Raw genomic sequence first — 12,291 nt, 5'->3', positions numbered from 1 at the left:
CTGTTACGCCGCCTCTGTATGTAGGGTACAGAGTGGGCCGGGGGTTTATTCCGCTAATTGTTCACGTGTGGGTAATCCTTCACTGTCGCCCTGAACCTGTATGGCCAGGGCGCCAATTTTATTGCCTCGGGCCACCGCCTGATGCAGTGAGTGCCCTTCCAGCAGGGCGCTGATGACGCCGACCGCAAAGCCATCACCCGCACCGACGGTATCGACCACGTTGTCGACCTTCACCGGTGCGACGCAGCCCTGCTCGCCGTTGGCTGTCTTATACCAGGCGCCATCGGCACCCGTTTTAACAATCACTGCCTTCGCGCCGTGGCGCAGATAAAAGTCAGCGATGCCTTCAGGCGTCTGTTGTCCCGTCAAAATCATGCCCTCTTTTAACCCCGGCAGAACCCAGTCGGCCTGGAATGCGAGTCGGTTGAGTTTCTCCACCATCTCCGCTTCGCTATTCCACAGCACCGGGCGTAAATTGGGATCGAACGAGATAGTCTTTCCCTGGGCTTTCATGGTGCGGGCGGTATGGGCCAGCAGTTCGTAAGAACTGGCGGACAGCGCTGCCGCCACGCCACTCAGGTGCAGGTGGCGTGCGCTGGAGAAGTACGCCTCGTGATAATCCTCCATGCCAAGATGGCTGGCGGCTGAGCCTTTGCGAAAATACTCCACGATGGGATCGGTTCCATTTTCGACTTTAGATTTCAGCTGAAAGCCGGTTGCGTAGCGTCCATCCTGGGTGACTCCCTGCGCATCAATCCCTTCTTTTTCCAGCGACTTAATAATAAAACGGCCAAAACTGTCGTGACCTACGCGACTCACCCAGCCGACCTTCAGGCCCAGACGGGCAAGGCCGGTTGCCACGTTAAGCTCTGCGCCCGCGACCCGTTTGATAAATGTCTCTACATCCGCCAGTTCGCCGGTTTGCGTGGCGACAAACATCGTCATTGCTTCGCCAATGGTGACGACATCCAGTGAATTTTTCATGTGTTACTCCTCGCGTAGCAGTTCGACGTAGTGACGGGTCACCGCCGCTAAATCGTGCCCTTCCAGGGGGAATTCAATGCCGCGCGGGACGTCCGTGGGCAGCGTGTTTAACAGTGCCAGCCAGCGCGGGTCTGCCCGATCGGGCGCAACGGCACGGAAGCTGTCGAGATGCGGAGTGGCGGCCTTCACATGGATATATCCCACGGTTGAGGCGAGCGCCTGCGCGGCGTCTTCGGGGGAGTCGCCGACCCACAGCCAGTTGCCCATATCAAAGGTCAGGGATACCGGCAGATCCTGCGTCTGGCAGGCATCCCTGAAGTGCAGCATAGGCTGCAGTCGTCCGCAGGACGTTTGATCGTTCTCGACCACCAGTTCCATACCGCTGTCGTTGAGCCACTCACGCAGTGTGTCGAATTGCTGAGTATGGGAAAAATGACCCAGGGAGACTTTTAACCATAACGCCTGCAACGTTTGGGCTTCCTGAAGGAGTGCCGGCAGGTGGGGATTGAGATGACCATCTTGTAGAAATAGCGGTTCTGGCGCGGAGTAGCAGGCCAGCAGGCCGAAGATTTCAATCGCGGATGCCAGGGTTGGCAGTGTTTTAAGCTCGGCGTCGCTCAGCATTTCGCGGCGGATTTCAACGCCGTCAGCACCAGCTTCAGCAATAATAGGCAGCATGGCAGTTTGCCCGCCAGCTGCATGCACCTGGTCGTAGCCGTAAGCGGCGGTGACCACCATAATTTTTCTTTTCATGGAAACTCCAAATCGTGCGTTCTTGCTATAACGCTAGATGGAACCGGTTCCAAAGAAAAGACTATGATGCCGAATTTATGATCACCATCACGAAGGAAATTTAACGGGCGGTAGACCCGCGAACGATTAGCTCACCGGAGAAAACCTGTTCCTGAACAGCATCCGATTTACCATCGATCCGGCGTACAACCTGCTCGACGGCGGTATAGCCAATCTGCCAGGTGGGCTGCTTCAGGGTGGTGATGCCGACGCCAGCCAGTTCGGCCCATTCCAGTTCGTCAAAACCGAGCAGGCCGATGTCGCTGCCCCAGTTGAGGCCAATACTCTTAAGCGAGCGGGCCACCTGCAGCGTGAGCGCGCCGTTGGCAGAGATAACGGCCTTACGCATTCCGCGATGCTGCTGATGAAACTGACGCAGCGTGTCATCCAGTTGCGTATTTTCCGCCAGCGAAACCTCAGCATTTTCGGCGATAACGCCGGGATATCGCGCCAGCGTGGCGCGAAAAGCAGTCAGACGTTCGCGTCGGGTGTTAACCATCCCCAACGGCTCGCTGAGGAACAGAATAGCTTCGAAGCCTTGTTCAATCAGGTGCTCAGTGGCAACTGTCGCCGCCTGGGTGTTATCCAGACCGACCATATCACAGGCGAAATCCGGAATTTTACGATCAATCAACACCATCGGTAGTGCAGACTGTTGCAGGCGGTTCAGCCCTTCTTCGCGCATGCCGACGGCATTCACCACAATCCCCTCAACCTGATAGCTACGCAGCAGATCGAGATAATGCAGCTCCTGGTCAACTTCGTTGTTGGTATTACAGACCAGCGGGGTAAAGCCTTTTTCGCGACAGGCAGCTTCGATACCGCTTAACACGTTAACGGAGTAGGGGTTGGTAATGTCGGCGATAATCAGGCCTATCAGGCGGGTACGGCCATGCTTCAGGCCTCGTGCCATCAGGCTGGGGCGATAGTCGAGTTCGGCAATGGCGTGTTCAATGCGGGCCAACAGCGCGTCGGAAAGCAGATGCTTCTCACCGTTGAGGTAGCGTGAAATGCTGGTCTTACCCGTTTTTGCGGCTTTCGCCACATCGCTGATGGTGGCACGTGTTGATTTGCTCATCGCTGATTTCCCTGAATTTAGTGTGAACACCTTATCGTGAAAATCAACGATGGCAAGTGCTTCATGCCGGATAAGGCGCAGCCTGTCTCCGGCACAAAACGTTACTGAATTGGACTCAACGTGATCTCTACGCGGCGGTTTTGTGCTTTACCTTCCGCGGTGCTGTTGCTGGCTATTGGATTCGCCGGGCCCATTCCACGGGTGCGGATACGGTTAGCTTCCACACCCTGAGTGATCAGGGCGCTGGCAACAGAGTCCGCACGCTGCTGTGACAGACGCATGTTCAGATCCTGGCTGCCGGTGCTGTCGGTGAAGCCCAATACGTTGACCGCGGTTTTATTGTACTCTTTCAGCACCATAGCCACGCCGGTCAGGGTGTTGGCCCCGGCAGGTTTCAGGTTGGCGCTGCTGCTGTCGAAGGTGACGTTGTTGGGCATATTCAGAATGATGTTATCGCCACTGCGCGTCACGCTCACGCCGGTTCCCTGCATTTTTTCGCGCAGTTTTGCTTCCTGCACGTCCATGTAGTAACCGATACCACCACCCACGGCGGCCCCTGCGGCTGCGCCAATCAACGCGCCTTTGCCGCGATCTTTCTTCGACGAGGAGAGCGCGCCAATGCCCGCACCCACCAGCGAACCAATGCCCGCCCCCATGCCGGATTTACCCGCTTCGCGTTCACCGGTGTAAGGGTTTGTTGTGCAGCCAGAAACCGCCAGGGCGCCGCTCACGATGGCAGCAATCACAAATACACGTTTCTTCATCTTAATTCCTTAATGACTTTTTTATTCTTTACCACAGCGACTGTGGCGGTTGATTATGACGTGTGAACATGAAGAAAATTCCAGGGAAGACTCTGAAATTTGTAAGTAACATTGAACGGCATAATAAATAAGCCGTCACATCGCATTCAGGAGCGCCATCTTGGCTAATTCACCCGCACATTACTCGGTATTAACCGCCGCCCACTGGGGACCCATTCTTGTTGAAACCGATGGCGACACGGTTTTCTCCTCGCGTGGCGCATTGCCCACTTCACAGCCCAATTCGTTGCAGACCGTGGTGCGCGATCAGGTACACAGCAAAACGCGGGTGCGTTTTCCGATGGTGCGTAAAGGCTTTCTGGCCTCGCCGGAGGCTCCACTGGGTGTGCGCGGGCAGGATGAGTTTGTCCGTGTCAGCTGGGATGAGGCGCTGAATCTGATCCATACCCAGCATAAGCGCATCCGCGACAGTTACGGTCCGTCCTCCATTTTTGCCGGTTCGTACGGTTGGCGTTCGAACGGTGTGTTACACAAGGCCGCGACCCTGCTGCAGCGGTATATGGCGCTGGCGGGTGGTTATACCGGCCATTTGGGGGATTACTCAACGGGGGCGGCGCAGGCCATCATGCCGTACGTCGTGGGCGGGAACGAAGTCTATCAGCAGCAGACCAGTTGGCCCGTCGTACTGGAACATAGCGACGTGGTGGTGCTTTGGAGCGCGAATCCGCTCAACACCCTGAAGATTGCCTGGAACGCCTCTGATGAGCAGGGGCTCGCGTACTTTGAGGCGTTACGCAACAGCGGTAAACGCCTGATCTGCATTGATCCGATGCGATCGGAGAGCGTGGATTTCTTTGGTGACAAAATGGAGTGGGTCGCCCCGCATATGGGTACCGATGTCGCCCTCATGCTCGGCATTGCCCATACGCTGGTGGAAAACGGCTGGCACGACGAGGCGTTTCTTGCCCGCTGTACCACCGGTTATGAACGATTTGCCGACTATCTTGTGGGGAAATCCGATGATGTCGCCAAAACGGCAGAGTGGGCTGCGGAGATTTGTGGTGTACCTGCGGCGAAAATACGTGAACTGGCAGAAATATTTCACCAAAACACCACTATGCTGATGGCCGGGTGGGGTATGCAACGTCAGCAGTATGGTGAACAAAAGCACTGGATGATCGTCACGTTGGCCGCCATGCTCGGGCAAATTGGCACGCCTGGCGGTGGTTTTGGTCTCTCTTATCATTTTGCTAACGGCGGCAATCCGACGCGTCGCGCGGCGGTGCTCGCCTCCATGCAGGGGAGCGTAAAAGGTGGCACCGATGCGGTGGATAAAATCCCGGTTGCGCGCATCGTTGAGGCTCTGGAAAACCCCGGAGGGTTCTACCAACACAACGGTATGGACCGCCATTTCCCGGACATCCGTTTTCTCTGGTGGGCGGGCGGGGCAAACTTCACCCATCATCAGGATACCAATCGTCTGATTCGCGCCTGGCAAAAGCCAGAGCTGGTGGTGATCTCCGAGTGTTTCTGGACTGCGGCGGCGAAGCATGCCGATATCGTTTTGCCCGCCACCACCTCTTTTGAGCGTAACGACCTCACCATGACCGGTGATTACAGTAATCAGCATCTGGTACCGATGAAGCAGGTTGTGCCGGCACGCGATGAGGCGCGCAATGATTTTGATGTTTTTGCTGAACTCAGCGAGCGCTGGGAGCAGGGCGGGTATGAACGGTTTACGGAAGGCAAAAGCGAGCTGGAATGGCTGGAAACCTTTTACAAGATTGCCGGGCAGCGCGGGGCCAGCCAGCAGGTGACGTTGCCGCCCTTTGCCGAGTTCTGGCAGGCCAACAGGCTTATCGAAATGCCGGAAAGTGCCGCCAACGCGCAGTTTATTCGCTTTGCTGATTTTCGCCGTGACCCGCAGGCGCATCCGCTGAAAACTGACAGCGGCAAAATCGAAATCTACTCGCAGAAGATTGCAAGTTACGGCTACGCGGATTGTGCAGGGCACCCGATGTGGCTGGCGCCGGATGAATGGTTCGGCAATGCTGAGCCCGAGCAATTACAGGTGCTGTCGGCCCATCCGGCGCACCGTTTGCACAGCCAGTTGAATTACAGCACGTTACGCGAGCAGTACGCGGTGGCGGATCGCGAACCGGTGACCATTCACCCGCAGGATGCGAAGGCGAGGGGGATTGCCGATGGCGACACGGTCAGGGTGTGGAATCATCGCGGGCAAATTCTGGCCGGGGCGGTGGTGACGACAGGCATCAAAGCGGGCGTGATTTGTATTCACGAGGGCGCCTGGCCAGATTTGGACCTGTCCGCAGGGGGCATTTGTAAGAATGGCGCGGTGAATGTGCTGACCTGCGATCTCCCCAGCTCGAAGCTGGGGAATGGCTGCGCGGGCAACACCGCGCTGGCGTGGCTGGAAAAGTACACCGGGCCCGCACTGGCGCTTACGGCGTTTGATCCGCCTGCCAGTTCATAATCCACGTGGGGTGATGCGTCTCTTCTTGCCATGCGCTGTCTTCAATACGAAAACCCAGCGCATGGTAGAAATTCACCGCTGACTGGTTCTTCTGATAAACCTCAAGGCTGAGCAACGAAAAGCGCTGCTGGACATGCTGCACCAGCGCTTTGCCGATCCCGCTTCTGATGGCGGTAGGTTCAACAAACAGTGCGCCCAAAAAGCGCGCTTCCATCACGCTGGCAAAGCCTTTGAGCTGGCCGCTTTCCTCCCATACCCAGGTTTGTGCTGCGGGCAGGTAGACATCGCGTACGATGGGTTCACTCTCACGCCAGTAGCGTTCTTCAATAAACGGATGAGCATAAATCGTGCTATCCATCCACAGCGCCAGAATCGGCGCCAGATCGTCAGGCGTTGATTGGCGAATCATGTTGACCCTCCGGGTAGCAAATACAGTCGGTGACATGGTCGTTGACCAGCCCGCATGCCTGCATAAAGGAGTAACAGATGGTGGTGCCGACAAACTTAAAGCCGCGCTTTTTTAACGCTTTTGAGAGCGCGTCAGACGCAGGGGTTGAGGTGGGGATGTCGCTCAGGCTGGCGGCGCGCGTCAGCTGCGGTTGATGATCAACGAACGACCAGACAAACTCGCTAAACGGTTCGCCGTTTTGCGCCATCGCCAGGTAGGCGCGTGCGTTACCGATAATGGCCTGAATTTTCCCTCGATGACGAATAATACCGGCATCCAGCACCAGCCTTTCGACATCATCTTCGGTCATCGCGGCAACGGCGACAGGATCGAAATGGTGGAAAGCATGACGATAGTTTTCCCGTTTCTTCAGGACGGTTATCCACGATAACCCTGCCTGCTGCCCCTCCAGACAGATCATCTCGAACAGCTTTTGACCATCGGTTTCGGGGACCCCCCACTCCTTGTCGTGATAGGCAATGTATAGTGGATCCTGACTGACCCAGCCGCAACGCTGCATATTCTTCCTCGCTGTTTTTACTGGCGTAAAAATTTCATTCGGCTCGCCTTGACGCGCCCGCTAAAAAGACAATATTTAATACAGGGCCTAATGTGCCCGATATCCTTCACACAATGACAATAATATCGCCGAATTCGGCTCTTTTCTGGAGTCGCGTTGATGATTATAAGAAACAGTAGTGGTCGCCAGAGGTTCAGCCTTCTGGTGAGCGTCGTGGTCTGTGCGCTGTCTACCCATACGGCCTATGGCTGGCAACAAGAATATATCGTTGATGCTATGTCAGGTCATACGGCTGAACGTTATACATGGGACAGCGATCACCAACCACGCTATAACGACATACTTGAAGAACGCATTCGTTCCACGAAGAGCGTGGCGGGTCCGGTGGTGAACCTGGCGGACCAAACGACGCTGGATACGACCAGCGGTATGAGTATGGGCTGGAATTTCCCCGTGTCCAGACAAGTGACGACCGGCCCGATCGCAGCCCTACATTATGACGGTTCGGCAACGTCCACCTATAACGAGTTTGGCGACAGTGCGACGTCCGTCACGCAGACCGATCCGTTATGGCATGCCAGCGTCAGCACCTTAGGCTGGCGGGTTAATTCGCAGTTTGGCGATGTGCGTCCGTGGGCGCAAATCAGCTATAACCAGCAGTTTGGCGAGAATATCTGGAAGGCGCAATCGGGCCTCAGCCGGATGTCCGCGGCGAGTCAGGACGGCAACTGGCTGGATGTTACCGTGGGTGCCGATATGCTGCTCAATCCGCATATGGCGGCCTATGCTGCGCTCTCTCAGGCGGAAAATAGCACCAATAACAGTGACTATATGTACACCATGGGAGTAAGCGCTAAATTTTAACGCGAACATGCGTAAATAAAACAACTCTGTTACATATTAGAATCAATAATCACACGCGTCTCAGTGATAGCGGGTACTCACTTGTGTGAAAAATCCGGTCCTCTCACTTTTTGTCTCGTCATTCATTCCGCAATCCAGGCATTTCATTCCGTTCTGATGGCACTTCATGCCGTTTTCCCCTCGTCATAAATGCACTTCGGTATGGTTGTTGGCAGAGAATTTCCCATTTTGCTTATGCAGGAATACTGCCATGAAAACTTCTGATTATCAGCGTACCCGGTGGCTGACCCTGATCGGCACCATCATTACCCAATTTGCCTTAGGTTCGGTTTACACCTGGAGCCTGTTCAATGGCGCGCTTTCTTCAAAGCTGGATGCGCCGGTCAGCCAGGTGGCTTTCTCCTTTGGCCTGTTAAGCCTGGGCCTGGCGATTTCTTCTTCTGTCGCCGGGAAACTTCAGGAACGTTTTGGCGTGAAACGCGTCACCATGGCATCCGGTATCCTGCTGGGCGTGGGCTTCTTCTTAACCGCACACTCTGACAGCCTGATTATGCTGTGGCTGAGTGCGGGTGTGCTGGTGGGCCTGGCGGATGGTGCGGGCTACCTGTTAACGCTGTCCAACTGCGTAAAATGGTTCCCTGAGCGTAAAGGGCTGATTTCTGCCTTTGCTATCGGCTCTTATGGCCTCGGCAGCCTCGGCTTCAAGTTTATCGACACTCATCTGCTGGAAACCGTCGGGCTGGAGAAAACCTTTGTTATCTGGGGTGCCATTGTGCTGGTGATGATCGTCTTTGGCTCTACGCTGATGAAAGATGCACCAAATCAGGAAGTAAAAACGGTGAATGGCGTGGTCGAGCACGACTACACTCTGGCGCAATCGATGCGCAAACCACAGTACTGGATGCTGGCAGTGATGTTCCTGACCGCGTGTATGAGTGGGCTGTATGTCATTGGTGTGGCAAAAGATATTGCACAAACTCTGGCGCATATGGATGTGGCGACAGCGGCCAATGCGGTGACGGTGATTTCCATCGCTAACCTGTCAGGCCGTCTGGTGCTGGGCATCCTGTCCGACAAGATTTCCCGTATTCGCGTTATCACCATTGGTCAGGTTGTTTCGCTGGTCGGTATGGCGGCGCTGTTATTCGCACCGCTGAACGAAGCGACCTTCTTCGCGGCGATTGCCTGCGTTGCCTTTAACTTTGGCGGTACGATTACCGTGTTCCCGTCCTTGGTCAGTGAGTTCTTTGGCCTGAATAATCTGGCTAAAAACTATGGGGTTATCTATCTGGGCTTCGGGATTGGCAGCATCTGTGGGTCCATCATCGCTTCCCTGTTTGGCGGTTTTTACGTGACCTTCTGTGTCATCTTCGCGCTGTTAATCATCTCGCTGGCGCTGTCTACCACCATTCGTCAGCCTCAGCGTAGCGTATTTACCGAGGCGCACGCCTGATTCTATTAGTGGTGTCATTAATACCTGGCGCATATATTTACAAAAATATATGCGCCATTTTCATTCTCTATAAGCACTTTTGCGTTTACCTGTGGTCTACTTACTCGCGCCCGTAGACATTTCAAACTCTGCCGTTGTCGCATCTTTCACCTGCCCGGTCTAACTGACTGTAAGTAGGGCTTTTTATCCCGTTTTCCAGGTTTTATTGATGAGATATATTAAGTCGATGACGCAGCAGAAGCTCAGTCTCTTGCTGGCAATCTATATCGGTCTGTTTATGAACTCCGCTGTATTTTACCGTCGTTTTAGCGGATATGCGTACGAGTTCACCGTCTGGAAAGGAATCTCTGCGGTTGTTGAATTAGCTGGCGCGGTGCTGGCAACCTTCTTTTTACTTCGTCTTCTCTCTTTATTTGGCCGACGCGCCTGGCGTGTACTGGCAACCTTTGTGGTGCTGTGTTCCGCAGGTGCCAGCTATTATATGACCTTCCTGAACGTGGTGATCGGTTACGGCATTATTGCCTCGGTTATGACCACCGATATTGATTTATCGAAGGAAGTTGTGGGCTGGCATTTTATTGCGTGGCTGGTTTCGGTCAGTATTTTGCCGTTGCTCTTAATCTGGAATAACCGTTGTCGCTACACCCTGATAAAACAGCTGCGCACGCCAGGTATGAGATTTCGCAATGTGGCGGTCGTTTTGCTGGCGGGGATCATGGTATGGGCGCCGATTCGTCTGCTCAGCATGCAGCAGAGATCCGTCGAGCGTGAAACCGGCATCGATTTACCCAGCTACGGCGGCGTCGTGGCAAACTCCTATCTGCCGTCAAACTGGCTCTCCGCGTTAGGGCTGTATGCCTGGGCGCAGGTTGATGAGTCCTCAGACAACAAATCGCTGATGAACCCGGCGAAAAAATTCACCTATGTTGCCCCCAAGAATCTCGATGACACCTACGTGGTGTTTATTATTGGTGAGACCACGCGCTGGGATCATATGGGGATTTTTGGCTACGAGCGAAATACCACACCAAGGCTGGCTCAGGAGAAAAACCTGGCGGCATTCCGTGGGTATTCATGTGATACCGCGACCAAGTTGTCGCTGCGCTGCATGTTTGTACGTCAAGGTGGTGCGGAAGAAAACCCACAGCGGACGCTGAAAGAACAAAACGTTTTTTCCGTACTCGGTCAGTTAGGGTTTAAAACAGACCTTTACGCGATGCAAAGCGAGATGTGGTTCTACAGTAATACCATGGCGGAAAACATCGCCTATCGTGAACAAATTGGCGCAGAGCCGCGTAACCGTGGCAAAACGGTTGACGATATGCTGCTGATTACCGAAATGCAGCAATCCTTAAAGCAGAATGACAGCGGTAAGCGCCTGATTATTCTGCATACCAAAGGTTCACACTTTAACTACACGCAGCGCTACACTCGCGAGTATGCACAGTGGAAGCCTGAGTGTGTGGATGTCGATAGCGGCTGTTCGAAAGAACAGATGATTAACTCTTTCGACAACTCGGTGACCTATGTCGATCACTTTATTACCAAAGTGTTTGATCAACTGCGCGATAAGAAAGCGATAGTGTTCTATGCCGCCGATCACGGTGAGTCTATTAACGAACGTGAGCACCTGCACGGTACGCCGCGTAAAATGGCGCCGCCAGAGCAGTTCCGCGTGCCGATGATGGTGTGGATGTCGGATAAGTATCTGGAAGACCCCGATCATGCGAAGGCGTTTGCTCACCTGAAGCAAGAGGCGGATATGAAGGTCCCGCGCCGTCATGTGGAACTGTATGACACCATTTTGGGTTGCCTCGGTTATACCTCGCCAAACGGCGGTATAAATGAGAACAATAACTGGTGCAACGTTCCGGGCGGGCAGAAAGTCACGGCGCAGTAACCGGCCTGCTGACTTTCTCGCCGATCGAATGGCATTTTGATACGAAGGGATTGACGGGCGCGCACCTGAGCAGTAAGATGCGCCCCGCATTCGGTGATTGGCGCAGCCTGGTAGCGCACTTCGTTCGGGACGAAGGGGTCGGAGGTTCGAATCCTCTATCACCGACCAAATTCAAAGCCCTGCTCTACGAGCAGGGCTTTTTGCATTTGAAGCCGAGAGGATGAGAACCTCCGGGGGCAAGAGGTTCGACTCGAGCGGTAGCGAGAGAACGTTGCGGCAGCAACGGCCCGAAGGGCGAGCCACGCAGTGGCGAGTCATCCTCTTTCACCGACCAAATTCAAAGCCCTGCTCTACGAGCAGGGCTTTTTGCATTTGAAGCCGAGAGGATGAGAACCTCCGGGGGCAAGAGGTTCGACTCGAGCGGTAGCGAGAGAACGTTGCGCCAGCAACGGCCCGCAGGGCGAGCCACGCAGTGGCGAGTCATCCTCTATCACCGACCAAATTTAAAGCCCTGCTCAACGAGCGGGGTTTTTTGCATCTGAAGCCGAGAGGAGTTGTAGGCCTGATAAGCGCAGCGCCATCAGGCAATTAAAGCGCGTGGGAGTCTGCATCGCCGGATGGCGGCGCAGACGCCTTATCCGGCCTACGGGCTGCTTCCCCGTTTCATCTTCATTTCGCCTGCAAAAATTGTGTACCACTTCCCACTGTCTGTTAACGATTCTGTGACATATTCCATTGTCTTTTTTTATATTTGCTTGAATCTTTTTTTGCGTTACTTATGGCTGAACCTAGCATTTTCCGCTGTGCGCTTTAACGTTCATGGTATTAATCGCTCAGATATGCAGCATTCATTAAGAAATTTTTCACATTTTGCATAAATGTTAATCACTAAACGTTGCTAAATATGAAGATATTTATTCTGGTATAGGCCGCGTAGCACAAATTTCCCTGCTGAAAATGCCCCTCTGCACTTTTTTTAATCTTTGTTTGCGAA

Annotated in this window: 10 protein-coding genes, 1 tRNA gene and 2 other RNA genes; 7 read left to right on the top strand and 6 right to left on the bottom strand. The window is 54.2% G+C overall.

Features of this window, described 5'->3' with window-relative positions:
• Positions 1 to 45: 45 nt before the first annotated feature.
• From FCH32_RS17750 to FCH32_RS17735, 4 genes are all read right to left on the bottom strand, one after another.
• Complete coding sequence (locus FCH32_RS17750) at positions 46 to 984, bottom strand: sugar kinase (RefSeq protein ID WP_174361278.1); 939 nt, start codon at positions 982 to 984, stop codon at positions 46 to 48.
• Between the two features lie 3 nt (positions 985 to 987).
• Entirely contained in the window at positions 988 to 1,737 is a 750-nt protein-coding gene (locus FCH32_RS17745; RefSeq protein ID WP_174361277.1) for a sugar phosphate isomerase/epimerase family protein, read from the bottom strand.
• A 100-nt stretch (positions 1,738 to 1,837) separates the two neighbouring features.
• Positions 1,838 to 2,854: a LacI family DNA-binding transcriptional regulator gene (locus FCH32_RS17740; protein ID WP_174361276.1), complete on the bottom strand. Its 1,017-nt coding sequence runs from the start codon at positions 2,852 to 2,854 to the stop codon at positions 1,838 to 1,840.
• A 101-nt stretch (positions 2,855 to 2,955) separates the two neighbouring features.
• A complete protein-coding gene (locus tag FCH32_RS17735) occupies positions 2,956 to 3,618 on the bottom strand; it encodes an OmpA family lipoprotein (RefSeq protein ID WP_045448680.1) in 663 nt (220 codons plus the stop codon).
• Positions 3,619 to 3,778: 160 nt separating this feature from the next.
• Here FCH32_RS17735 and FCH32_RS17730 point away from each other — a divergent pair, with 160 nt between their 5' ends.
• Positions 3,779 to 6,112, top strand: a complete 2,334-nt coding sequence (locus FCH32_RS17730; protein ID WP_174361275.1) for a molybdopterin guanine dinucleotide-containing S/N-oxide reductase — start codon at positions 3,779 to 3,781, stop codon at positions 6,110 to 6,112.
• Here FCH32_RS17730 and FCH32_RS17725 read toward each other — a convergent pair.
• Entirely contained in the window at positions 6,081 to 6,521 is a 441-nt protein-coding gene (locus FCH32_RS17725; RefSeq protein ID WP_096759154.1) for an N-acetyltransferase, read from the bottom strand. The two genes, FCH32_RS17730 and FCH32_RS17725, sit on opposite strands and share 32 nt — an antisense overlap.
• Complete coding sequence (gene tag, locus FCH32_RS17720) at positions 6,499 to 7,080, bottom strand: DNA-3-methyladenine glycosylase I (protein WP_117342515.1); 582 nt, start codon at positions 7,078 to 7,080, stop codon at positions 6,499 to 6,501. The genes FCH32_RS17725 and tag overlap by 23 nt, the downstream gene beginning before the upstream one ends.
• A gap of 159 nt (positions 7,081 to 7,239) precedes the next feature.
• On the opposite strand from tag, the gene FCH32_RS17715 reads away from it, so the two are divergent.
• From FCH32_RS17715 to FCH32_RS17690, 6 genes are all read left to right on the top strand, one after another.
• Positions 7,240 to 7,944, top strand: coding sequence for an autotransporter outer membrane beta-barrel domain-containing protein (locus FCH32_RS17715; protein ID WP_117342514.1), 705 nt, complete (start codon positions 7,240 to 7,242; stop codon positions 7,942 to 7,944).
• Positions 7,945 to 8,194: 250 nt separating this feature from the next.
• Positions 8,195 to 9,397, top strand: a complete 1,203-nt coding sequence (locus FCH32_RS17710; protein WP_117342513.1) for an L-lactate MFS transporter — start codon at positions 8,195 to 8,197, stop codon at positions 9,395 to 9,397.
• A gap of 208 nt (positions 9,398 to 9,605) precedes the next feature.
• Positions 9,606 to 11,297: a kdo(2)-lipid A phosphoethanolamine 7''-transferase gene (gene eptB / locus FCH32_RS17705; protein ID WP_174361274.1), complete on the top strand. Its 1,692-nt coding sequence runs from the start codon at positions 9,606 to 9,608 to the stop codon at positions 11,295 to 11,297.
• Between the two features lie 91 nt (positions 11,298 to 11,388).
• Positions 11,389 to 11,465, top strand: a tRNA-Pro gene (locus tag FCH32_RS17700).
• A gap of 31 nt (positions 11,466 to 11,496) precedes the next feature.
• Positions 11,497 to 11,631, top strand: a non-coding RNA gene (locus tag FCH32_RS17695) — RtT sRNA.
• 31 nt (positions 11,632 to 11,662) lie between these two features.
• Positions 11,663 to 11,797, top strand: a non-coding RNA gene (locus FCH32_RS17690) — RtT sRNA.
• The last annotated feature ends 494 nt before the right edge of the window (positions 11,798 to 12,291 follow it).

Source organism: Citrobacter gillenii, assembly GCF_013337685.1.
In the GTDB taxonomy this organism is placed as follows: Bacteria; Pseudomonadota; Gammaproteobacteria; order Enterobacterales; family Enterobacteriaceae; genus Citrobacter; species Citrobacter gillenii.
Note: the sequence above shows the minus strand (reverse complement) of the source record. Positions and strands in the feature narration are given on the sequence as shown.

Bases quoted from the DNA above. Each gene is read 5' to 3' on its own strand.
- FCH32_RS17715 (WP_117342514.1), top strand. From the start codon at position 7,240: ATGATTATAAGAAACAGTAGTGGTCGCCAGAGGTTCAGCCTTCTGGTG.
- FCH32_RS17740 (WP_174361276.1), bottom strand. From the start codon at position 2,854: ATGAGCAAATCAACACGTGCCACCATCAGCGATGTGGCGAAAGCCGCA.
- FCH32_RS17725 (WP_096759154.1), bottom strand. From the start codon at position 6,521: ATGATTCGCCAATCAACGCCTGACGATCTGGCGCCGATTCTGGCGCTG.
- FCH32_RS17750 (WP_174361278.1), bottom strand. From the start codon at position 984: ATGAAAAATTCACTGGATGTCGTCACCATTGGCGAAGCAATGACGATG.
- FCH32_RS17710 (WP_117342513.1), top strand. From the start codon at position 8,195: ATGAAAACTTCTGATTATCAGCGTACCCGGTGGCTGACCCTGATCGGC.
- FCH32_RS17745 (WP_174361277.1), bottom strand. From the start codon at position 1,737: ATGAAAAGAAAAATTATGGTGGTCACCGCCGCTTACGGCTACGACCAG.
- eptB (WP_174361274.1), top strand. From the start codon at position 9,606: ATGAGATATATTAAGTCGATGACGCAGCAGAAGCTCAGTCTCTTGCTG.
- FCH32_RS17735 (WP_045448680.1), bottom strand. From the start codon at position 3,618: ATGAAGAAACGTGTATTTGTGATTGCTGCCATCGTGAGCGGCGCCCTG.
- tag (WP_117342515.1), bottom strand. From the start codon at position 7,080: ATGCAGCGTTGCGGCTGGGTCAGTCAGGATCCACTATACATTGCCTAT.